Annotated in this window: 20 protein-coding genes and 1 pseudogene; 3 read left to right on the plus strand and 18 right to left on the minus strand. The window is 63.8% G+C overall.

Annotated elements, in window-relative coordinates; translation table 11 throughout:
• Nucleotides 1-38: 38 nt before the first annotated feature.
• From ACIU1A_RS29555 to ACIU1A_RS29585, 7 genes and pseudogenes are all read right to left on the minus strand, one after another.
• A complete protein-coding gene (locus tag ACIU1A_RS29555; RefSeq protein WP_404925942.1) occupies nucleotides 39-746 on the minus strand; it encodes a DUF1045 domain-containing protein in 708 nt (235 codons plus the stop codon).
• 151 nt (nucleotides 747-897) lie between these two features.
• Nucleotides 898-1,710 carry a 5-deoxy-glucuronate isomerase gene (gene iolB / locus ACIU1A_RS29560; protein WP_140524146.1) on the minus strand — a complete coding sequence of 271 codons (813 nt, stop codon included), beginning with the start codon at nucleotides 1,708-1,710 and terminating at the stop codon, nucleotides 898-900.
• Nucleotides 1,711-2,056: 346 nt separating this feature from the next.
• A complete protein-coding gene (locus ACIU1A_RS29565) occupies nucleotides 2,057-2,269 on the minus strand; it encodes a DUF3329 domain-containing protein (RefSeq protein ID WP_140563559.1) in 213 nt (70 codons plus the stop codon).
• 40 nt (nucleotides 2,270-2,309) lie between these two features.
• Nucleotides 2,310-3,229, minus strand: a pseudogene (gene iolE, locus ACIU1A_RS29570) (myo-inosose-2 dehydratase).
• A 142-nt stretch (nucleotides 3,230-3,371) separates the two neighbouring features.
• Nucleotides 3,372-5,222 carry a 3D-(3,5/4)-trihydroxycyclohexane-1,2-dione acylhydrolase (decyclizing) gene (gene iolD / locus ACIU1A_RS29575; RefSeq protein WP_404925943.1) on the minus strand — a complete coding sequence of 617 codons (1,851 nt, stop codon included), beginning with the start codon at nucleotides 5,220-5,222 and terminating at the stop codon, nucleotides 3,372-3,374.
• Between the two features lie 34 nt (nucleotides 5,223-5,256).
• Nucleotides 5,257-7,191 carry a 5-dehydro-2-deoxygluconokinase gene (gene iolC / locus ACIU1A_RS29580; protein WP_404925944.1) on the minus strand — a complete coding sequence of 645 codons (1,935 nt, stop codon included), beginning with the start codon at nucleotides 7,189-7,191 and terminating at the stop codon, nucleotides 5,257-5,259.
• Between the two features lie 141 nt (nucleotides 7,192-7,332).
• Nucleotides 7,333-8,178, minus strand: coding sequence for a MurR/RpiR family transcriptional regulator (locus ACIU1A_RS29585; RefSeq protein WP_181165350.1), 846 nt, complete (start codon nucleotides 8,176-8,178; stop codon nucleotides 7,333-7,335).
• Between the two features lie 155 nt (nucleotides 8,179-8,333).
• On the opposite strand from ACIU1A_RS29585, the gene ACIU1A_RS29590 reads away from it, so the two are divergent.
• Nucleotides 8,334-9,443 (plus strand): Gfo/Idh/MocA family protein, encoded by a 1,110-nt coding sequence (locus tag ACIU1A_RS29590; protein ID WP_404925945.1) that lies wholly within the window; start codon nucleotides 8,334-8,336, stop codon nucleotides 9,441-9,443.
• A 20-nt stretch (nucleotides 9,444-9,463) separates the two neighbouring features.
• Here the strand turns inward: ACIU1A_RS29590 and ACIU1A_RS29595 are convergent, their stop codons facing one another.
• Complete coding sequence (locus tag ACIU1A_RS29595; RefSeq protein WP_140625516.1) at nucleotides 9,464-10,162, minus strand: YafY family protein; 699 nt, start codon at nucleotides 10,160-10,162, stop codon at nucleotides 9,464-9,466.
• Nucleotides 10,163-10,292: 130 nt separating this feature from the next.
• Between ACIU1A_RS29595 and ACIU1A_RS29600 the strand changes: the two genes are divergently transcribed.
• Entirely contained in the window at nucleotides 10,293-10,928 is a 636-nt protein-coding gene (locus ACIU1A_RS29600; RefSeq protein WP_140561739.1) for a LysE family translocator, read from the plus strand.
• A 43-nt stretch (nucleotides 10,929-10,971) separates the two neighbouring features.
• Here the strand turns inward: ACIU1A_RS29600 and ACIU1A_RS29605 are convergent, their stop codons facing one another.
• The 10 genes from ACIU1A_RS29605 to ACIU1A_RS29650 all read right to left on the minus strand — a co-directional run bounded on the left by ACIU1A_RS29605 (nucleotide 10,972) and on the right by ACIU1A_RS29650 (nucleotide 19,735).
• On the minus strand, nucleotides 10,972-11,469 hold the full coding sequence (locus tag ACIU1A_RS29605; protein WP_140517729.1) for an SRPBCC family protein: 498 nt from the start codon (nucleotides 11,467-11,469) through the stop codon (nucleotides 10,972-10,974).
• Nucleotides 11,447-11,812: a helix-turn-helix transcriptional regulator gene (locus tag ACIU1A_RS29610; RefSeq protein WP_140563547.1), complete on the minus strand. Its 366-nt coding sequence runs from the start codon at nucleotides 11,810-11,812 to the stop codon at nucleotides 11,447-11,449. The genes ACIU1A_RS29605 and ACIU1A_RS29610 overlap by 23 nt, the downstream gene beginning before the upstream one ends.
• Nucleotides 11,813-11,930: 118 nt before the next feature.
• Nucleotides 11,931-13,022, minus strand: a complete 1,092-nt coding sequence (locus ACIU1A_RS29615; protein ID WP_140676519.1) for a 3-deoxy-7-phosphoheptulonate synthase — start codon at nucleotides 13,020-13,022, stop codon at nucleotides 11,931-11,933.
• 87 nt (nucleotides 13,023-13,109) lie between these two features.
• Nucleotides 13,110-13,271: a hypothetical protein gene (locus ACIU1A_RS29620; RefSeq protein WP_404925946.1), complete on the minus strand. Its 162-nt coding sequence runs from the start codon at nucleotides 13,269-13,271 to the stop codon at nucleotides 13,110-13,112.
• A gap of 207 nt (nucleotides 13,272-13,478) precedes the next feature.
• On the minus strand, nucleotides 13,479-14,273 hold the full coding sequence (locus tag ACIU1A_RS29625; protein ID WP_140582962.1) for an SDR family oxidoreductase: 795 nt from the start codon (nucleotides 14,271-14,273) through the stop codon (nucleotides 13,479-13,481).
• Nucleotides 14,274-14,298: 25 nt separating this feature from the next.
• A complete protein-coding gene (gene iolG / locus ACIU1A_RS29630; RefSeq protein WP_404925947.1) occupies nucleotides 14,299-15,294 on the minus strand; it encodes an inositol 2-dehydrogenase in 996 nt (331 codons plus the stop codon).
• Between the two features lie 118 nt (nucleotides 15,295-15,412).
• Nucleotides 15,413-16,180, minus strand: coding sequence for an ATP-binding cassette domain-containing protein (locus ACIU1A_RS29635; RefSeq protein ID WP_140554576.1), 768 nt, complete (start codon nucleotides 16,178-16,180; stop codon nucleotides 15,413-15,415).
• A gap of 2 nt (nucleotides 16,181-16,182) precedes the next feature.
• Entirely contained in the window at nucleotides 16,183-17,259 is a 1,077-nt protein-coding gene (locus ACIU1A_RS29640; protein WP_140491235.1) for an ABC transporter permease, read from the minus strand.
• 108 nt (nucleotides 17,260-17,367) lie between these two features.
• Nucleotides 17,368-18,309, minus strand: coding sequence for a sugar ABC transporter substrate-binding protein (locus ACIU1A_RS29645; protein WP_140491233.1), 942 nt, complete (start codon nucleotides 18,307-18,309; stop codon nucleotides 17,368-17,370).
• Nucleotides 18,310-18,703: 394 nt separating this feature from the next.
• A complete protein-coding gene (locus ACIU1A_RS29650; protein ID WP_404925948.1) occupies nucleotides 18,704-19,735 on the minus strand; it encodes a LacI family DNA-binding transcriptional regulator in 1,032 nt (343 codons plus the stop codon).
• 165 nt (nucleotides 19,736-19,900) lie between these two features.
• On the opposite strand from ACIU1A_RS29650, the gene ACIU1A_RS29655 reads away from it, so the two are divergent.
• Entirely contained in the window at nucleotides 19,901-20,998 is a 1,098-nt protein-coding gene (locus tag ACIU1A_RS29655) for a fatty acid desaturase family protein (protein WP_404928034.1), read from the plus strand.
• Nucleotides 20,999-21,038 lie beyond the last annotated feature (40 nt).

The raw sequence follows: 21,038 nt of genomic DNA on the forward strand, positions 1-21,038 counted from the left end.
GGCAGTCCTTGGTTTTTTGGCCTTTACGGCTTGTTGCTTCAGGCGGTTTTTCTGGCCGGACGGCGCCCGAGCGCGTGTTGGGAAAGCACCATGAACGGGGCGCCGGGTTCGGGCTCGATGAACAACGTCAGTGCGTCCACCGGAACCGGCTGGCGCAGCACCTCGGCGAACAGGCCCTCGATTGCCAGGCGAAGACGAGGGCTATCCTGTGGCCCGGCCCTGCCGGACAGCGTCATGTGAAAGCGGAAGCTCTCGAAGACGTAAGGATAGCCCCATTGGCAGAGATTGCGGAATTCGCCCGGCTTCAGCGAGTCCGGGCTGCGCCGCTCGATCTCGGCCTCCGTCAACGGCGCGCGAAAGCGGTCGAAATCGCGCACCACGTCATCGGCGAAGCGACTGAGCGGAGGCAATGGCGCCTCCGGCACCAGTGCGAAGAAACCGTCGATCTGGCTGACGACGAGACGCGGGATCATCACAACCGGCGTCGCCTCGGCAAAGGCGTCGAGCGCTGTGCGCAACGAGGCTTCGGTTTCGTTGGCCGCTAACCGGAAAGGGGCTTTCAGCGTCGCATGAAAACCATAGCGCCGTGCCGATGCGGTGTGGAAGGCGACTTCCGCCGCCGACAATTCGCCCACCGCCTCCGCCGGTCGCGTCGTGGCGCCGAAGGGGTCACGGCCCAGCCAGTTGGCGGCGATCCGTGCCAATTTTTCGTCCTGCCGGGGGGTGAAGTAGATGGCGTAGCGCATCGAAAATCCTCGTCAGCCCGTTGCCATAGGTGATTTCCATGACGGATTGACGAAGCTTTGAAGGGTTTTCGAAGGCAAATCGACCCCGCCGGTCCTTAGCCGACGATTTTTCTGATCTGGACCAACAGGTTCAGCCGTGAACGCGCAACGGTCAGGCCTTCATCAGCCATTCGTGCTCGGGCGCATTGTGGAATTTCCACGTCCGCTTCGGGCCGGCCATGACGTTGAGATAGTAGAGGTCGTAGCCATGGCAAGCCGCGCAGGGGTGATAGCCCTTGGGCACCAGCACGACGTCGCCGTCCTCGATCGCCATCGCCTCGTCCAGCGCGCGGGAGCCGTCCTTGTCGGCGTCGGTATAGACCCGCTGGAAAGCAAAGCCCTGCGGCGGGTTGAGGCGGTGATAATAGGTTTCCTCGAGATAGGATTCGTTAGGCAGATTGTCCTGGTCGTGCTTGTGCGGCGGATAGCTCGACGTATGGCCGCCGGGCGTGATGACCTCGACCACCAGCAGCGAATCGGCCGGCTTGCCCTCGGGCAGGATGTTGGTGACGTAGCGCGTATTGGTGCCCTTGCCGCGCACCTCCTGGCCGAGGTCGTCAGGCCCGATGACGCGAACCGGCAGGCCGCCGCTCAATCCCGGCGCCGAGCAGACCGCCAGTTCCAGTCCGCTATCAGCCGTCACCGACCAGTCCGATCCCTGCGGCACATAGACCGACCATGGTTTGCCTTCGAAGGGCGACATGCGCTGGCCAAGCAGGCCGAGATCCTTGCCGCCGGCCGTGACCGTGCCCTTGCCGGTGACGAACACCAGGCAGACTTCGCGATCGTCCGTTGTTCCCGAAGCCGTTTCGCCCGGTTCCAGCCGGTGCAGGTCGAACCCGACATAGGTCCACCCGGCGCTTTGCGGGGTGACATGCGCGACACGGCCATGGCCCTTGTCGGCTTTGACCAGCAGCTTCGACATTCTGTCTCTCCTATTCCTTTGGCTTGCTACAAAGCCTGCGAAGCCAAGCCGTGTGGTCGAAGCCTTCCAACTTCGTCATCCTAGGGCGTAGCAGGAGCGAAGCTCCGTCGCGAAGACCCTAGGATCCATGCCGTGACCTCACCCGAAGGGCGCGGCGGAGCGGAATTCTGCACCGCAGCGGCTGTTTTGATGCCCGGCATGAATCCTGGGGTCTGCGCCGCGTCGCTTCGCTCCTTGCTCCGCCCCAGGATGACGAAGCGAGAGGCGTTTCGCCCGATCTCCCAGGCACGCTATCTGTCATGCATACAGTGCCCGACCCGTAAGCCTTCTGCGCACCATGGACCGTTTATTCCTTGGGCTCGGCCGGAGGCTTAACCTCTTCCGCCGGCTTATAGAGATAAAAAAACTGCCAGACGCCATAGCCGGCGAAGCCCAGGGCGATCACGCCCCAGAACGGCGTGCCGCTCGCGAATTCGATGATCGACCAAATGACGCAGACCGCGACGACGGCGACACGCCGCCATAGGGGCCGGAAGAAGGGGTGCTCGGAATCTTTCATCGCGGCAACCTACAGCAAGCCCGGCCTGGCGAGAACCCGATCAGACATCGGGGAAGCCCTGGGTCTCGACCGTGTAGCCGGCCGCCGTCATCACCCGCATCAACTCCTTGTGGCCCACCTGCGCCATCTTGAGCGGCGGGTTCTTCTTCGGGTCCTGTTCGGCCTCGACCACGAACCAGCCTTCATAGCCATGGTCGGCGAAACGCTGCACGATGGCGCCGAAATCCAGCGAGCCGTCGCCCGGCACGGTGAAGGCGCCGAGAGCCACCGCATCGAGGAAGGACTGCCTCGTGCGGTCGAGCTTCTCGATCACACCCATGCGTACATCCTTCACATGCACATGGCTGATGCGCTTGTGGTGATTGTCGATGGCGCGCAGCACATCGCCGCCGGCAAAGGCCAGATGTCCAGCGTCAAGCAGCAGCGGAATGCCCGCTCCGGAATGGCGCATGAAGGCATCGAGCTCCGCCTCGGTCTCGACCACCGCCGCCATATGGTGATGATAGGAAAGCGGCATGCCTTGCTCGGCGCACCATTCGCCGAATTCGGTCAGGCGCCTGGCATAGGCCTTCATCTCGTCGCTCGAGAGTTTCGGCTTGGTGGCGAGCGGCTTCGAGCGGTCGCCCTGGATCGAACGGCCAACCTCGCCATAGACGATGCAAGGCGCGTTGACCGCCTTGAACAGGTCGATCATCGGCTGGATGCGATCCTTGTTCTTGCTCATCTCCTCGTCGACCAGCGTGCCCGAGAACCAGCCGCCGCACACGGTGTGACGTCAGCCGCCTTCAGGATCGGCAGCATCACCTTGGGGTCCTTGGGAAAGCGCCGTCCCATCTCCATGCCGGTGAAGCCGGCCGAACGCGACTGGCGTAGGCACTCCTCCAACGACACGTCGTCGCTGAGTTCCGCAAGATCGTCGTTCCACCACGCGATGGGGGACATGCCCAGTTTGGCTTTCAAGTCGTCACTCCGGTTCTTGTTCACCCTCCCCTTGTGGGGAGGGTCGCTGCGAAGCAGCGGGTGGGGGTGCGGCGCCAGACCCCACCCGGACCTTCGGTCCGACCTCCCCACAAGGAGAGGTAGGGGGTGGGCAGCGCCGAGATCAATCGCCGACGCTCTGCATCCGCCGCTTCTCGTCATAGACCTTGCGCGCCGCGTTCACTTGGCTGCGCTCGGAGACTTCCGGCACCGCCACGTCCCACCAGTGGCCGCCGGCATCGGTGGAGACCAGCGGATCGGTGTCGATGACCAGTACCGTGGTGCGGTCGTTGCCTTTCGCCTGAGCCAGCGCCGTCTCCAGCCCTGCGATCGACGAAACCTTCTCGGCGATCGCCCCCATGCTCGCAGCGTGCGCGGCAAAGTCGACGTCGGGCAACACCTCGTGGCGCGCATCCTTCAGGAGATTGTTGAAGTTGGCGCCGCCGGTCGCCATCTGCAGCCGGTTGATGCAGCCAAAACCCCTGTTGTCGAGCAGCACGATGGTCAGCTTCAGGCCGAGCATCACCGAGGTGGCGATCTCGGAATTGAGCATCAGGTAGGAGCCGTCGCCGATCATGACGACGACCTCTTCCCCGGGCTTGGCCATCTTGGTGCCGAGCCCGCCGGCAATCTCGTAACCCATGGTCGAGAAGCCGTATTCGGCATGATACGAGCCGGGCGCGCCGGCCTGCCAAAGCTTGTGCAATTCGCCCGGCAGCCCGCCGGCGGCGTTGAGCAGCGTCACGCCGGAGCCCATGGCGCGTTGCACGGCGCCGATCACCTGCGCGTCGGAAGGGTAGGCGGCATTGGTCGACGCCGTCACCTTGGCGGCTTCGGCCTGCCATTCCTTCTGGCCGGCTGCCGCATTGTCGGTCCAGGCGGAAGGCGCCTTCCAACCCTTCAGCGCGGCACCGAGTTCGGCCAAGCCTTCGGCCGCGTCGGCGACCAGCGGCGATGCCCGATGCTTGCCGGCATCGAAAGGCTGCACATTCAAGCCGATGATGGTCTTGCCCGAATTCTTGAACAGCGCCCAGGAGCCGGTGGTGAAATCCTGCAGGCGCGTGCCGATGGCGAGCACGACATCGGCCTCTTCCGCCAGCCGGTTGGCGGCCGACGTGCCGGTGACGCCGACCGCCGCCATGTTGAGCGGATGATCGTCCGGCAGCGAGGATTTGCCGCCCTGCGTTTCGCAGACCGGAATGCCGGCGGCTTCGACGAATTTCATCAGTTCGTTCGAGGCCTGAGAATAGAGCACGCCGCCGCCGGCGATCACCAGCGGCTTGCGTGCGCTCTTCAGCGCTGCAACCGCAGCCGCCAATTCAGCCCGATCCGGGCGCGGCCGGCGCTGGCGCCAGACCCGTTCGGCAAAGAAGCTCTCGGGATAGTCATAGGCCTCGGCCTGCACGTCCTGGCAGAGCGACAAGGTCACCGGCCCGCATTCGGCCGGGTCGGTCAGCACGGCCATGGCGCGGTTGAGCGCAGGGATGATCTGCTCCGGCCGCGTGATGCGGTCGAAATAGCGCGACACCGGACGAAAACAGTCATTGACCGTCGCCGTGCCGTCGGAAAAATCCTCGGCCTGCTGAAGCACCGGATCGGGAACGCGGTTGGCGAAGACGTCACCCGGCAGAAACAGGACAGGCAACCTGTTTACATGCGCAAGTGCCGCCGCCGTCACCATGTTGAGCGCGCCGGGTCCGATCGAGGAGGTGGCGGCCATGAAGCGGCGGCGGAAATTGGCCTTGCCATAGGCGATCGCCGCATGCGCCATCGCCTGTTCGTTGTGGGCGCGGAAGGTCGGCAGTTCGTCGCGCACCTGGTAGAGCGCCTCGCCGATGCCGGCAACATTGCCGTGGCCGAAGATGGCCCAGACGCCGCCGAAGATCGGTACCTTTGCGCCGTCGATCTCGGTCTTCTGTTTGCTCAGGAAACGGGTCAGCGCCTGCGCCATCGTCAGGCGGATTGTCTTGCTCATTGGTTTCCTCCGCAGTCCCTGTGCCCGTGCCTTCTTATGCTGCTTTACGGCCGCGCGCGGCAAGCCATGCCTCGGTCAGCTGCTCGAAGCGCGATGCCATGTCGGCAACCGCTTCGTCGTCCGACATCCTGCCGGAAAGCCATTGTTCGGCGGCGTTGATGAAGATGGTGCGGCCGACCGCGAAACCCTTCACGATAGGCGCCTTGGCCGTCGCTGCGAAGGCGGCCTCCAACTCGTCCTGCGGCGCCTCCAGGCCGAGCAGCACGACGCCGCGGCACCAGGGGTCGTTCTTCAGGATCACGGCCTCGATCTTCGTCCACGCGCCTGCGGATGCCTGCGGTTCGAGCTTCCACCAATCCGGCTTGATGCCGAGCGCATAGAGTTCCTCAAGCGCACGCGGGATGGTCGTGTCGTCGAGCTTGCCGTGCTTGCCGGCGATGATCTCGATGAGAAGCTCCCTGCCCACTTTCCGCGCGGCCTCGAACAGAGCGCGTAATTTCTGCTGCTGTTCCTCCTTCAAGCCCGGCGGATCGTCGGGATGATAGAAGCACAGGCATTTGATGCAGTGGTCGACCGGCCATTCGGTGAGCTGCGAACCGATGTCCTGCGAGAATTCGAAGCGCAGCGGCCGCGAGCCCGGCAGCTCCACCGGCCGCCCGAGCCAGGCAAAGGAATGCCTGGCGAATTCGAACATCGCCTCGCGGCCATGCCTCTCGTCGAGCAGCATGCCGTATCCGTCGCGCCCGGCGGCGACCTTGGCCGCCGCCTTCACCGTCAGCACCTTGAAGTCCTCGATGCGCGAGGCATCGGCGCCGGTCTTGGCCGCCACGTCCTCGAGCTGCACCCGGTGATCGCAGGCGAACGCCATCAGCGAGGGAATGTCGTGCCGGCGCGTCGTTGCCCAGTGGATGTGATTGATCGCCTCGTCCTTGCGCAACGCCAGATGCCTGCTGCCGTGCTTGAGGAAGAACTGCAATTCCTCGAAAGTCGGATACTCCGGCGCACACAACAGCCGCGACACGGCGAAGGCGCCGCAGCCATTGGCCCAGGTCGCCGCCGTGGCAAGGCTTTCGCCGCCGAGCCAGCCGCGCAGGAGGCCCGACATGAAGGCATCGCCGGCGCCAAGCACGTTGTAGATCTCGATCGGAAAACCCTTGCCGACCACGCCGTCCTCGAGATCGTCGCTGATCGGCCCGTCATAGACGATGCAGCCCATGGCGCCGCGCTTCAAGACGATGGTGGCCGGGGACAGCGAACGGATCGTCTTTAGTGCGCTGAGGCAGTCGTCGGCGCCCGAGGCGATCATGATCTCTTCCTCGGTACCCACGACGAGGTCGCAATCGGGCAGCACCGTCTTCAACTGCGCCGAGACGCGGTCGGACTTGACGTAGCGCTCAAAACCTTCGGCGTGGCCGGCCAGGCCCCAGAGGTTCGGCCGGTAGTCTATGTCGAACACGACCTTGCCGCCCTTGGCCTTCATGATGCGGATCGCCTTGCGCTGGGCGGCATCGCTGTTGGGCCGGGAAAAATGCGTGCCGGTGACGACGACCGCGCGAGCCGAGGAAATAAACGCCTCGTCGATATCCTCCTCGGCCAGCGCCATGTCGGCGCAGTCGGAGCGGTAGAAGATCATCGGCGAAACGCCTTCGCTCTCGACCGAAAGCAGCACCAGCGCGGTCAATCGCTCCTTGTCGGTCTTCAGCCCGTCGGTATTGACGCCTTCGCGCTTCAATTGTTCACGGATGAAGCGCCCCATCTGCTCGTCGCCGACGCGCGTCAGGAGCGCCGAACGCAGGCCGAGCCTGGCCGTGCCGACCGAGATATTGGCGGGGCAGCCGCCGACCGACTTGGCGAAGGAGGTGATGTCCTCCAGCCGCGAGCCGATCTGCTGGCCATAGAGGTCGACGGAAGCCCGGCCGATGGTGATGACGTCGAGCGCAGCGTATTTCGCGTCCACGGCTTCGCTCATTGGAACCTCCCGTCGGGCCTGTTATGTTGGGGTACACGCGCGAGCGGCAGCGTGGCGCCGAAAAATATGAAATAATAATTCCAATCCATAGTCAATATGGAATGAGCATTCCCCGATCTAAAATCGCCTTTTGCCTTCCGCTCAGGCCTTGCGCCCTTTGCCGGGGTTGCGCCGCTTCTCGCCGACGCCAACGGTCAGCGCCATGGCCAGCGCCATCGTCGCCGATAGCGAGCGGAAGCCGGCAAAATCCGCCTCGGCAACCTCGAACCAGACGCTGGCGAACTGAGCAAGCGGTGAAAACGAGCTGTCGGTGATGGCAATGATCGGCACGCCCTGTTCCGAAATCGTGCGCGCCTCCTCGATCGTGGCCGGCGCATAGGGCGAGAAGGAAATGGCGACGACGGCATCCGCGGGCGTCGCAAAGCTGACCATCTCGGCGTTGAGGCCGGCGGCTGATTCGATCAGCTGGTTGCGGATCTTCAGCTTGCCAAGCGCATAGGCGATGTAGGACGCCACCGGATAGGAGCGCCGCTTGGCCAGCACATAGATGGTCTGTGCCTTGGCCAGCAGGGAAATCGCTTCTTCCAGATGCGCGTCGTCCAGCGTGCGCGAAATGTCGTTGAGCGAGGTGCTGGCGGCGGCGACGAAGCCGTCGAAGATCGCCCGGTGGCCGGCGCCGCCCTCGGCCTTGGCGCGCAGCGCCTGCAGCCGTTCGTCATAGGAGGAGTTGCGCTCGCGCAGCCGTTCGCGAAACACCTGCTGCAGGCTGGTGAAGCCGTCAAAGCCGAGCTGCTGGGCAAAGCGGATCAGCGTCGAGGGCTGCACGCCGGCCGAGGCGGCGATGCTGGCGGCGGTGCCGAAAGCGATATCGTCGGGATTGTCGAGCGCATAGGCGGCGATCTGGGCGATGCGCTTGGGCAGGCTTTCGCGCCGATCGAGGATCGTGGCGCGCAGCGTCTCGAAGTCGCGAGGTACCCGTTCGTCCATCGTCGGCCCGTCCAAGCTCATCGGTGAAGCGTCCTCTCTGCCCCATCATAGCGAGGCTGCGCAAGAACACCATAAAAAATGAGGCAGACATTCCATTCCGAACAAAAATGGACTAATTCATCCACGTAGCATCTATGACGGTGGAGGAACGGAAAATGGTCGGCGTCGGTCTTATCGGCACGGGATTTATGGGCAAGTGCCACGCCATCGCGTGGAGTGCCGTCGGCGCCGTCTTTCCCGACATAACCAAACCGCGGCTTGTCCATCTCGGCGAGGTCAATGAGGATCTCGCCAGGCGCAAGGCCGGCGAGTTCGGTTTCGCCAGGGCGTCCGGCGACTGGCGCGCCGTCGTCAACGATCCCGAAGTGGACGTCGTCTCGCTCACCACGCCCAACCAGTTCCATCCGGAAATGGCCATCGCAGTTCTCGAGGCCGGCAAGCATTTGTGGTGCGAAAAGCCGATGGCGCCGAGCTTCGCCGAAGCCGAGGCGATGGCGGCCGCGGCGAAGAAATCCGGCAAGGTCGCGGCGCTCGGCTACAACTACATCCAGAGCCCGGCCATCCGCCATATCGGCGCGCTGCTGGACGAAAAGATCATCGGCGAGGTCAACCATCTGCGCATCGAGATGGACGAGGATTTCATGGCCGATCCCGAGGCGCTGTTCTTCTGGAAGCACGAGGCATCTTCCGGCTATGGCGCGCTTGATGATTTCGCCGTGCATCCGCTGTCGCTGGTGTCGACCCTGTTCGGCCGCGTCGCCAGCGTCATCTGCGACATGGCCAAGCCCTATGCCGACCGCAAGCTGGCCGCCGGCGGCCGCCGCGCGGTCGAGACCTACGACATTGCCTCCGTGCTGATGCATCTGGAGAACGGCATCGCCGGCACGCTTCTGGTCAACCGCTCGGCCTGGGGCCGCAAGGGCCGCATCGCCGTCCAGATCTTCGGCTCCAAGGGCTCGATCCTGTTCGACCAGGAGCGGATGAATGAGTTCCAGCTCTACCTCACATCGGATCGCCCGACCGAACAGGGCTATCGCACCATCCTCGTGTCGCCACAGCACAAGCCCTACGACCTGTTCGTCCCCGCGCCCGGGCATAGTCTTGGCTTCAATGATCTCAAGATCATCGAATGCCATGAACTGCTGACCCGGCTCGCCGGCAGACCGGCGCGGCTCATCGAATTCGACGAAGGTCTGGAGATCGAGCGCACCGTGCATGCGATGGCGCGATCGTTCGAGGAGAAGCGCTGGGTGGATGTAAGGTAAGGTTCGCTCTGCTGGTCGGTTTAGCCGGCGGCCGCTGCGTTGACTTCCCACCCATTGACCCAGATCTGCCGCAACCGATCGCCTTCGCCCTTGAAGCGCAGTCCGGTCGGCCGGCAATCCTCGATGCGGTCGCTGCGGAAATTGCGGATCGCCTGGCGCAGCTCGCACCAGGCGACGATGTTGGCGGTCTCGGCATAATAGATCAGCGCGATCGGGCGGATGAGGCGCTCGGAAGCGCGGCCAAGCTCGTCGCGATAGGAGAGGTCGAGCTTCTCCTCGTCGCGTATGGCGCGGCGCACCAGCGCCAGGTCGATCGCACCTGCAGAGGGCGCGGCGAATCCCCACGCATGCAGCGCATTGGCGTCGAGCGTCTGGCGCAAAGGCGGCGGTACGGCGCCGGCGATCTTGGCGCCGACGCGCTTGGCTGCCTGCTTGAGCTCGTCGTCGCCCGTGCGCTCCAGCAGCGCCAGTGACAGCACGATCGCCTCCATCTCCTCGATCGAAAACATCAGCGGCGGCAAGTCGAAGCCGGGGCGCAGGATATAGCCGATGCCCCTCCCGCCCTCGATCGGCACGCGCATGGCCTGAAGCGCTGCGATGTCGCGATAGATCGAGCGTATCGTCACCTCCAGCTGCGCGGCGATCATTGCCGCCGTCACCGGCTGCCGCGCCAGCCGCAGGATCTGGATGATCTCGAACAGGCGCGACGCCTTGCGCATTTTTCTCACCCGGTGCCGATCACAACTGACACATCATCGTCAGTTGCGTCGGCCTATCAGAACCGCGTATCGGGTTGAAAATCAACAGGTTCCGCTGCGGCTGGGCCGAGCGAGGCGACAGGCTACTGACATGAGCTATGCTGAAAATCTCTGGCTGTTCTTTATCCTGCTGTTCGGCATCATCGCCGTTCCGGGCATGGACATGCTGTTCGTGCTGGCCAATGCGCTGACGGGCGGGCGCGACAGGGGCCTTGCCGCGACCGGCGGCATCATGGTCGGCGGCATGGTGCACACGCTGAACGGCGCGATCGGCGTCGGCCTGCTGATGCATTTTTTGCCGATCCTGTTCAAGCCGCTGTTGATTGCAGGCGCCGCCTACATGGCCTTCATCGGCATCACGCTGATGCGCAGCTCCATCACTGTCGGTCGCGACGGGCCCGCCGGCAGCCGCTCGGCATGGAAGGCGTTTCGCCAAGGCCTTGTGACCTGCCTGATCAACCCGAAGGCCTACCTGTTCGTCCTTGCCGTCTATCCGCAGTTCCTGAAAACGGACTACGGCCCGATCTGGATGCAGGCGACGGTGATGGGCCTGCTGACCGTGCTGACGCAGGCCGCGATCTATGGCGGGCTCGCAATATCGGCCGGCCGCAGCCGCAAGCTGCTGATCGCTAATCCGCGAGCGACCATCCTTGCCGGCCGGGCGGCCGGGCTGCTGCTCTTCGCGGTGTCCGTGTTCACCGCATGGGAAGGGCTGAGGGCGGCGTAATGCCGGGCTAGACCGGACCGCCGCCCTTCTGGCGCCGGCCGGATCAGGCGGCGCCCTGCAGCGTGGCGAGAAGCTCGTCCAGCTGCTCGAATTGCTCGGACATCGCATCCGCCGCCCCGGCGCCGGCGTCGAGGGCTTCCTTCGAGGGATAGAGCTCGCGCATGACTAGCAGCGTCTTGCCGCCTTTTTCCTCGAAGGTCACCGTGGTGACGGGTCCACCCTCACCCCCTTCGTCATTGGTCCAGACGAGGCGCGAGTGCGGTGTCACTTCGAGATACCTGCCGAAGAACTCGGCAGGGTTCGAGCCGTCATGCCCGAACACCAAACGGTACCCGCCTCCCACACGAACATCCATCTCGCAGGAACGCAGGAACATGCCCATCGACTTCGGCACCCACCACTGCTTGAACAGCTCAGGCTTGGTCCACGCCTCGAACACGATGCGCGCAGGCGCGTCGAAGCTTCGCGTAACGACCAACTCCCGGTCGGACCTCCGTTCCACCGTCGTGCGTTTGGCCTCACTCGCTCTTCCTGCGTCCATCGACTTCCTCCTTGCGTTTCAATTCCTCGATAACCTTATCCAACTCGTCGAAGCGTGCGGCCCAGAGCTGGCGGTATCTCTCGATCCATGCGGTCTCCTCCTCCAGGCGGCGTAAGCCCAGCTTGCAGGTCCGCACGCGCCCGACCTTCCGCGTCGTGACGAGTCCCGCCTGCTCCAGGACGCCGACATGCTTCTTCATGCCCGTGAGGGTCATGTGGAATTTCTGGGCCAAGTCCGTGATCGAAGCGTCCGCACGGCCGAGCTGCTCCAGAACGCCGCGCCGGGTGGCGTCCGAAAGCGCGGCGAACGAGGCATCCAGGCGGGTCGCGGAATACTGAACCATTTGGTTCAGTATGTAACACGCGGGTCGGAGGCGTGCAAGTGAGGTGGAGCGCTGCGGGCCCTAGGGCGGCGTGGTCCTGGGCTGAAACCGGAAACGCCGCCCTTATGCTCCAACCGGATCAGGCGGCGCCCTGCCGGCTCTCCATCAAGGCGCGGCGCGCCGACCGGCGCCATTCCACGGCGCCGGCAAGGCCGTGCAGCACCGTCTCCGTGGCCGCCCAGTCGATGCAGCCATCGGTGATGCTCTGGCCGTAGACGAGCTGCTTGCCCGGCACGACATCCTGCCGGCCGGCGACGAGATTGCTCTCGATCATGACGCCGATAATGCGCTCGTCCCCCGCCGCGACCTGTCCCGCCACGTCAGCCGCGACCTTGGGCTGGATCTCCGGCTTCTTGGCTGAGTTGGCATGGCTGACATCGATCATCAGGCGGGGCGCGATACCGATGCGGGCGAGTTCGACCGAGGCGGCCTCGACGCTTGCCGCGTCATAGTTGGGCTGAACGCCGCCACGCAGGATGACATGGCAATCCTCGTTTCCGGTCGTTGCCGCGATGGCGCTGCGTCCGCCCTTGGTCACCGCCATGAAATGATGCGGCTGCGCGGCCGACTTCACCGCCTCGGCGGCGATCCTGAGATTGCCGTCGGTGCCGTTCTTGAAGCCGACCGGACAGGACAGGCCCGAGGCCAGCTCGCGATGGATCTGGCTCTCGGTCGTGCGCGCGCCGATCGCGCCCCAGGCGACGAGGTCGGCGATGTATTGCGGCGTCGTCATGTCGAGGAATTCGGTCGCCGCCGGCAGGCCCAGATTGTTGACGGCCGACAGCACATTGCGGGCCATCCGCAGCCCCTTGTCGATGTTGAAACTGCCGTCGAGGTCGGGGTCGTTGATCAGGCCCTTCCAGCCGACCGTCGTGCGCGGCTTTTCGAAATAGACCCGCATCACGATCTCGAGCCGGTCGGACAGAGCTTCGCGCAGCGCCGCCAGACGGCTGGCATAGTCAACGGCCGCGACCGGATCGTGGATGGAACAAGGGCCGACGATGACAACAAGTCGGTCGTCGGCCCCGGTCAGGATGGAGTGGATGGCGTTGCGCGAGGCGGCAACGGTGCGCGTCGCCGTGAGTGAGCGCGGTATCTCGCGCATCACCTCTTCCGGCGTGCTCAGCAGTCTCAGTTCCTTGACCCGAAGGTCGTCTGTGGTGGTCAACACGGCTTCTGCTCCTGGTTGGGAGACCTGCCGGCTGAAAACAAAAAAGCCGCCAGGTCTGGCGGCTTGTCGGACTGTTTGCTGCAATCTTCAGATCGAGCGCAATCCTCCCGCCGCCAGCGAGCTGCTAAAGTACCAATAGGTGGCGGTCAGGTGGATCATGCGGCTCATATAGTCGAAGCGGCGGGTTTTGTCACGTACCCTGGTAGCAAGCAATTTCAGGTGAGGGCCGAGCCTTTGCGATTTCGTCATTCTAGAGCGAAGCAGGAGCGAAGCTCCGTCGCGGAGACCCTGGGATCCATGCCGCGACCTAGACGGGAGAGTGCTGCGGTGCAGAATCTTGCGCCGTAGCGACGGCCCGGAAGTCGCGGCATGGATCCTCGGGTCTGCGCCGCGTCGCTGCGCTCCTTGCTCCGCCCGTGGATGACGACCTGGTTAACGGTTTCGCTTACGCGGCCGCTATTCCGGCGACGCCCCAGCGATGCTCTGGTCGTAGTCGACCAGCGAGCCGGTCATCACGCCGGATTGCGGGCTGACCATGTAGCTGATCAGCCGGGCAAGCTGGTCCGGCTTCACCAGCTGCCCCATCGGCTGCGCGGCCTCGGCCTTCTCGAGCCAGTCGTCGGGTGCGTCATGCCATTTCTTCTGCACGATATCCTCGCCCTCGGTGTCCATCCAGCCGGGCAGCACGGCGTTGCAGCGGATGCGATTGAAGCGATAGGCGTTGGCGACATTCTTGGTCAGCGTCATCAGAGCGCCCTTGCTGGTCGAATAGGGTGTCAGGAACGACTGGCCGGTATGCGCCGACATCGACAGCACGTTGACGATCGATCCGGGGGCCTTTTTCTCAAGCAGATGCGCCACCACGCCCTGCATCAGGAAGAAGGGTCCTCGCACATTGGTGTCGAAGATAGTGTCGAACAGCTCCTCGCTGGTCTCCACCAGCGAGCCGCGCGCGGATGTGGCGGCGGCGTTGACCAGGGCGTTGATGGTGCCGAAATGCGAAAGCGCGGTGGCGACGGCGCGCTTGCAGTCGGCCACCTTGGAGACATCGGCGCTGATGAAGATCGCGTCGACGCCCGACTTCTTGAGGCTGGCGACTGCCTTGCCGCCCTTTTCCTGCGAGCGGCCGATCAGGGCCAGCGCCCGGCAGCCTTCGTCCGCCAATGCCTCGGCGACCGCGAAGCCTATGCCTTGTGCGCCGCCGGTGACGATGGCGCGCGTTTGTGAATTGCGATCGGCTGATGCGCTCATCGCTCTGCTCCTGTGCTTTAAGTCGTTACTTGTCGAGGCGGACGGTCTGGCCTGATGTCGCCGATTTCAGCGCCGCATCCGCCAGCCGAAGTGCGATGAGTCCGTCCGTCCCGCTCGGTGCCGCCTTCTTGCCCGACGTCGCGGCGGCGATGAAGGACGCAATCTCGATGGCATAGGCGTCGAGGTAGCGGGTCATGAAGAAATCGTGCAGCGGCGGGCGGGTATAGCCCTTTTCATTGGCCAGTTCGATCGACACCGGCCGCTGGTTTTCGGCCGCGACCATGCCTTTCGAGCCATGCACCTCGATGCGCTGGTCGTAGCCATAAGTGGCGCGGCGGGAATTGGAGATGACGGCCTGCTTGCCCGACGCGGTTTCGAGGATGACGCTGACCGAGTCGAAATCGCCGGCCTCGCCGATCTTCTTGTCGACCAGCACCGAGGCATGCGCACTGACCGCCACCGGCTCTTCGCCGAGCAGGAAGCGCGCCATGTCGAAATCATGGATGGTCATGTCGCGAAACATTCCGCCGGAGCGCGCGATGTAGTCGATCGGCGGTGCGCCCGGATCGCGCGACGTGATGGTCACCATCTCGACCGTGCCGATGGCGCCGTCATCGATTGCCTTGCGCACCGCAGCGAAGTGCGGGTCGAAGCGCCTGTTGAAGCCGACCATCAGCGTCGCCTTGGCCTTCTCGACCACGGCCAGGCACTGCTCGACCCGCTTGACGTCGAGGTCGATCGGTTTCTCGCAGAAGATCGCCTTGCCGGCCTTGGCGAAGCGCTCGATCAGGTCGGCATGGGTGTCGGTCGGCGTGCAGATCACGACCGCGTCGATGTCCCCGGATTTCTCGATGGCATCAATGGTGCGCACCTCGGCGCCGTAGGCCGTGGCGAGTTCGCTCGCCGCCTTCTCGAAAGCGTCGGCAACGGCGACCAGTTTGGCCTGCGGATTGGAGCCGACGGCGCGGGCGTGGACCTTGCCGATGCGGCCGGCACCGAGGAGGGCGAAGCGGAGAGTCATGGAAATTTCCTCTGGGGAATGGTTCGAAGGTTGGCGGGGCGCCGGTCATGCGCGCAGGTGTTTTTCCGGTCAAGACAAGATCGACAGGGAGGCGATGACCGCCGCCTCCGCGCCCGGCCTAGGCCGCGAGTTCGGCCTCTCCGGTCTTGGCGCCGGTGATGTAGGAAACGATATCGTTTCCGTCGGTGTTCTCCTTGCGCAAATTGGCGACGATGCGGCCACGCCGGAAGACGACGATGCGGTCGCAAAGGTCGAACACCTGGCGCATATTGTGGCTGATCAGGATCAGCGGCTCGCCATTATCCTTCAGCGTGCGGATGATGTTCTCGACCTGCGCGGTCTCCTGCACGCCGAGTGCCGCCGTCGGCTCGTCCATGATGATCAGCTTGGAGGCGAAGGTCGCGGTCCGGGCGATCGCCACGCATTGCCGCTGGCCGCCCGACATATGGCGGATGGTGTTCGACAGGTTGGGGATTTTCACCGCCGTGCGCACCAGCGCCGCTTCGGTCGCCTTGCGCATCCCCCGGCGGTCCAGGATCGAAAACGGTCCCAGATTGAACAGCACTTTTTCTCGGCCAAGGAACAGGTTCGACGGCACGTCGAGGTCGTCGGCCAGCGCCAGGTTCTGGAACACGGTCTCGATGCCGGCCTCGCGCGCCTCGATAGGGCCCGAAAAATTGACTTGCTTGCCGTCGAACCAGATCTGGCCGCTGGTCGGTTGCTCGACGGCGGTGATCTGGCGCACGAAAGTCGACTTGCCGGCGCCATTGTCGCCCATGATGGCGACGTGTTCGCCCTTGCGCAGCTCGAAATTCGCGCCTTCCAGCGCCTGCACGCCGCCATAGCGCTTGGTCAGGTTTTCGGTCTTCAGGACGATGTTTGACATGGTCAAGCCCTCAATGCCCGCAGGCGTTGACGCCACTGGTCGAGAACGACGGCGCCGACGATGATCACGCCCTTGACCATCTCCTGGTAGTAGGCGTCGAGGCGCAGGAAGGTGAAGCCGGAGATGATGACGCCGAAGATCAGCGCGCCGATCACCGTGCCGATGATCGAGCCGCGGCCGCCCGACAGCGATACGCCGCCGATGACCGCCATGGCGATGGCGTCGAGTTCGTACATCACGCCCATGCCGGCCTGGGCGGTGAGGTTCTTGGAAGACAGCACCACCGCGGCGAGCGACGCAAGTATGCCGGCGATGACGTAGACCAGGATCTTGTGGTTGGCGATCTTGATGCCGGACATGCGCGCGGCATCCTCGTTGGAGCCGATCGCGTAGCAATGCTTGCCGTATCGTGTGTAGGTCATGATCAGCTGGAACAGCACGGCCAGCGACAGGAAGATGATGACGGGCATCAGGCCCTTGCCGATGGCGGCGAAGCTCTCGGTCGGGAACGAGATGGGCTGCCCCTTGGACCACCATTTGGCGATGCCGCGCGCGGTCACCATCATGCCTAGCGTGGCGATGAAGGGCGGAATGCGCGTGTAGGCGATCAGGGCGCCGTTGACCAGGCCTGCCAGCAGCCCGCAGCCGATGGCGACCAGCACCGGCACGATGACCGGCAGGTCGGTCCAGCCCTGAGCCAGGAACATCGCCTTGGGATTGGGGTTGCCGTTGACCGTCGCCACCTGGGCGAAGCTCATGGCGATCATGGCGGTGGCGCCGACGATCGAGCCCGACGACAGGTCGATGCCGCCCGATATGATAACCTGCGTCACGCCGATGGCGATGATGCCGACGATCGATACTTGCAGAATGATGATCTGTAGCCGCGCCTCGTTGAAGAGGCCGCCGACATTGCTGCGGGTGTTGAACAGGAAGCTGTCGCCGAGAAAGACGCGGCCGATCAATTCGAAGATGACGACAAGAATGACGAGCGCCAGGAAGACGTTGAATTCCGCCGGCCATATGCGCTTCTTCGCATCATAGCTGACCCCGCCGACGCCATGAGATGTCTGTGCCACTCGTCTATCCTCCGTCAGCCGCGGTCGCCCCTGGCGCTATCAAAGCGCCGAGAGGAGGAGCGGCGCCCGGTCCTTTGAGCGCCGCCCCGAGGTGAACCGTTCCGCCGCTCAGTTCTTCTTCAGGAACTTGTCGATGTTGGCCGGCGTCACCAGTTGGAAGGGCACGTAGACCTTGTGTTCGACCTTCTCGCCCTTGGACAGTTTCAATGCCGCGTCGAGCGCGCCGGCGCCCTGGCCGGCCGCGTCCTGGAACACGGTGGCGTCGAGGTCGCCTGCCTGCATGGCGGCGAGCGCGTCCTGCGTGGCGTCGACGCCGCCGACGACAACCGTCTTCATGTCGACATTGGCGGCCTTCATTGCCTGGATGGCGCCGATGGCGCTTTCGTCATTGTTGGCGATGACGCCGTCGAACGGCTTGCCGGTCGACAGCCAGTTGGTCATCAGGTTCTGGGCCTCATCGCGGTTCCAGTTCGACGTCTGCTTGTCGATGATCTTGATGAAGCTGCAATCCGGCGTTGCGATCACCTCCTCGATGTCCTTGGTGCGCTGCACGGCTGCCTGGTTGGAAAGCTCGCCCATGATCACATAGACATTGGCTTCCTTCTTGCCGGCTTCCTTGAACAGGCGGCAGACCTCCTTGGTTTCGAGCGTGCCGGAGTCGGCCTCGTTCGAAGCGACGAAGGCCTGGTTGTCAGGCAGCGTGTCGACATTCACCGGTTCACGGTTGACATACACCAGCGGGATCTTGGCGGCGGCCGCGGCATCCGACATCGCCTGCGTGGCCGAGGTGTCGACCGGATTGACGATGATGGCGTCGACCCCTGATGCGGCGAAGTTCTTGATCTGGTCGAGCTGTTTGGCGACGTCGTTCTGCGCGTCCTCGACCTGCAGCTCCACGCCGCTCATGCCCTTGGCCTGCTCGATCATGCCGTTGCGCAGCACGGTCAGGAAATTGTCGTCGAACTTGGCCATCGACACGCCGATCTTGGCGGCCATGGCGGACGAACTCATCAGCGCCGCGAAAGCGACGCCCAAAATCATTTTCTTCATTGTATCTCTCCTCCACTTTGGGTGTCCGGTCGCACCGATCTATCCGGAATCCCCGATCTCCTCGGGGAATCTCTCCCTGATATCATTTCGTTCCAACGCGGTTCACCACTGGCTGGAACGCCGAACTGCCTGCTCGAACCAGATGTTGTCGGAACGAAAGAACCAAAATGTACAGCCAGTGAAATATTTATTCCATTTCGGATCGGGGCGTCAAGGGAGATTCCGAATCTGGGCGTGCGATTTTCGGCTGCCTCTGATGGATTCTATCATTTTAGGCGGCCGGTTTGCGGCAGACCGGGCTGCCCGGGCGCTTTATCGTTTCATGGAAACGCTCTACCTCCCGTCCCGACGCGACCTGGACGGAAAACCGCTCCCGCGCTTTCCTGAAATGGCTTCAGATGTTTTCCGGCAAATAAATCTCGAAGGGGAGGAATGTCTGGCCCGGCGCATTGGCCGCGCCAGTTTCGATGGCATGCGCCATCCGATCGACGAGCTCGCGACAGAGCGCGGCAAGCGGCGTCGAGATCACCATCGTCAGGATGTTGTCGGCAAGCGCGGCGCGCGATTCGGCGTTGATCTCGTTGCAGACAACCACCGGCATGCTTGCGGGCTTCGCTGTCCGCAGCGCCGAGACGGCGCCCTCCATGCCGCCGCCGGCGACGTAGCAGCCGACAAGATCCGGATATCGCGTCAGAAGATCGATCGTCGCATCATGGGTCACCTGGTTGGCCTCCAGATTGACCAGCGTCTCCAGCACGTTGAAGTCCGGCGCATGCTCGCGAAAGAAGGAGCGGAAGCCGATCTCACGCAGCTCATGGCCGTGGAAGCGATGGCTGCCGACAAAAAGGGCGACCTTGCCGGGCTTCCTCGCAGCCTTCGAGATCATCCAGGCGGCGGTGCGGCCGACCTTGCGGTTGTCGAGCCCGACATAGCCTTCGCGGATGCCGGCGGCGAAGTCGGACAGCAGGGAGAAGACCGGCTGCCCCCTGGCCTTTAGCGCCTCCACGACCGCCGTCAGCGTCGGATGGTCAGGGCCGACCACGGCGATCGCCCGCGATTTCGCCGCCAGCCTGCGCATCTGGGCGGCGATCTCATCCGGGGCCAGGGAGCTGGCGAAATCGATGGTTGCGACGCCACGGAAGCGCTGCGATTGTGCGACCGCGAGTTCGAGTTCCCGCGCGAAATCGCCATAGAAAACGTCATTGCCCCGAAGCAGCAGGAAACCCAGCCGATACTCGGGCATCTCCTGGCGCATGCGCTGCTTGATCAGGCCTGCGGCGTGATAGCCGATCTCGGTCGCGGCGTCATAGACGCGGCGCGCCGTTTCCTCGCGCACCGGCAGGCGGCTGTTGAGCACGCGGTCCACCGTGGCGACGCTTACGCCGGAGATGCGCGCCAGATCTGATATGGTCGGCCGTTTCGCCATGTATGCCCTCGTTCGACTGCGCATCTTTCCTACATTATTATGATAGGAAATGATAGAAACTATCTTTATGATGTTGAGTCTATCATGAGCTGGCGTTATTTTCAGCCTCGAAGCTAGGAAATGTCGGGCATTCGCGTGGCGGATGCCCTTGCCGAGGAGGCAACCATGCATGCTACGCCGTCCCGGCGTGACTACAGCCTGATCGGCCGCGACGCCAAGCTGGCCGTCGAGACCGGCCTGTCGGCGGCCGAATGGTATCACACCGACATTCCCCGCAAGCAGATGAAGGAGCTGATGCAGCGCTCCGATACGCCCGCGCTCCGGGACACGGCGATCTGGATCGCCGCGCTCATCGTCAGCGGCGCCGGCGGTGCCTGGTTCTGGGGCACCTGGTGGTGCGTGCCGTTCTTCTTCGTCTATGGCGTGCTCTACGGCTCGTCCACCGATTCCCGCTGGCACGAATGCGGCCATGGCACGGCCTTCCGCACGCAGTGGATGAATGATTGGGTCTATCAGGTCGCCTGCTTCATGATCATGCGCAACCCGGTGACCTGGCGCTGGAGCCACACGCGCCATCACACCGACACCATCATCGTCGGCCGCGATCCGGAAATCTCGGTCATGCGGCCGCCGGACCTGGTGCGCGCCATCCTCGGCTTTGTCGGCGTGCTCGACGCCTGGCATGCGATGTCAGACATGCTGCGCAACGCCGCCGGCAACATCAGCGCGGCCGAAAAGACCTTTATTCCCGAGCAGGAACAGCCGAAAGCGATCCGCATCGCCCGCATCTGGACCGCGATCTATGCCGCAACCATCGCGCTGGCGCTCTATACCGGCTCGTTCCTGCCCTTGATGCTGGTCGGCCTGCCCAGGCTCTATGGCGCCTGGCACCACGTCATGGTCGGCCTGCTGCAGCATGGCGGTCTTGCCGACAACGTCACCGACCATCGGCTGAACAGCCGCACCGTCTACATGAACCCGATCAGCCGTTTCATCTACTGGAACATGAACTACCACGTCGAGCATCATATGTTCCCGATGGTGCCCTACCATGCGCTGCCGAAGCTGCATGAACTGATCAAGCATGATTTGCCGGCGCCGACGCCCTCGATCCTGGCCGGCTATCGCGAGATGCTGCCTGTCTTCTGGCGCCAGTTGCGCAACGAGGATTATTTCCTCAAGCGCGAGCTGCCGCCAACGGCGAGGCCGTATCGCGAGGATCTGCACAACGACAATGCTGCCTTCAACGCCGCGGCGGAGTGATATCCGCCCGTGAGGCGCGATCGGGAAATTTCGCGGGAGA

The organism is Mesorhizobium maamorense (assembly GCF_044998965.1).
GTDB lineage: Bacteria > Pseudomonadota > Alphaproteobacteria > Rhizobiales > Rhizobiaceae > Mesorhizobium.

Coding starts and splice junctions, on each gene's coding strand:
- ACIU1A_RS29605 (WP_140517729.1), bottom strand. CDS start 11,469: ATGGACGCAGGAAGAGCGAGTGAGGCCAAACGCACGACGGTGGAACGG.
- ACIU1A_RS29625 (WP_140582962.1), bottom strand. CDS start 14,273: ATGAGCGCATCAGCCGATCGCAATTCACAAACGCGCGCCATCGTCACC.
- iolC (WP_404925944.1), bottom strand. CDS start 7,191: ATGAGCGAAGCCGTGGACGCGAAATACGCTGCGCTCGACGTCATCACC.
- ACIU1A_RS29590 (WP_404925945.1), top strand. CDS start 8,334: ATGGTCGGCGTCGGTCTTATCGGCACGGGATTTATGGGCAAGTGCCAC.
- ACIU1A_RS29655 (WP_404928034.1), top strand. CDS start 19,901: ATGCATGCTACGCCGTCCCGGCGTGACTACAGCCTGATCGGCCGCGAC.
- ACIU1A_RS29555 (WP_404925942.1), bottom strand. CDS start 746: ATGCGCTACGCCATCTACTTCACCCCCCGGCAGGACGAAAAATTGGCA.
- iolB (WP_140524146.1), bottom strand. CDS start 1,710: ATGTCGAAGCTGCTGGTCAAAGCCGACAAGGGCCATGGCCGTGTCGCG.
- ACIU1A_RS29600 (WP_140561739.1), top strand. CDS start 10,293: ATGAGCTATGCTGAAAATCTCTGGCTGTTCTTTATCCTGCTGTTCGGC.
- ACIU1A_RS29650 (WP_404925948.1), bottom strand. CDS start 19,735: ATGGCGAAACGGCCGACCATATCAGATCTGGCGCGCATCTCCGGCGTA.
- ACIU1A_RS29585 (WP_181165350.1), bottom strand. CDS start 8,178: ATGGACGAACGGGTACCTCGCGACTTCGAGACGCTGCGCGCCACGATC.
- iolG (WP_404925947.1), bottom strand. CDS start 15,294: ATGACTCTCCGCTTCGCCCTCCTCGGTGCCGGCCGCATCGGCAAGGTC.
- ACIU1A_RS29645 (WP_140491233.1), bottom strand. CDS start 18,309: ATGAAGAAAATGATTTTGGGCGTCGCTTTCGCGGCGCTGATGAGTTCG.
- iolD (WP_404925943.1), bottom strand. CDS start 5,222: ATGAGCAAGACAATCCGCCTGACGATGGCGCAGGCGCTGACCCGTTTC.
- ACIU1A_RS29620 (WP_404925946.1), bottom strand. CDS start 13,271: ATGACGAAATCGCAAAGGCTCGGCCCTCACCTGAAATTGCTTGCTACC.
- ACIU1A_RS29565 (WP_140563559.1), bottom strand. CDS start 2,269: ATGAAAGATTCCGAGCACCCCTTCTTCCGGCCCCTATGGCGGCGTGTC.
- ACIU1A_RS29635 (WP_140554576.1), bottom strand. CDS start 16,180: ATGTCAAACATCGTCCTGAAGACCGAAAACCTGACCAAGCGCTATGGC.
- ACIU1A_RS29610 (WP_140563547.1), bottom strand. CDS start 11,812: ATGGTTCAGTATTCCGCGACCCGCCTGGATGCCTCGTTCGCCGCGCTT.
- ACIU1A_RS29595 (WP_140625516.1), bottom strand. CDS start 10,162: ATGCGCAAGGCGTCGCGCCTGTTCGAGATCATCCAGATCCTGCGGCTG.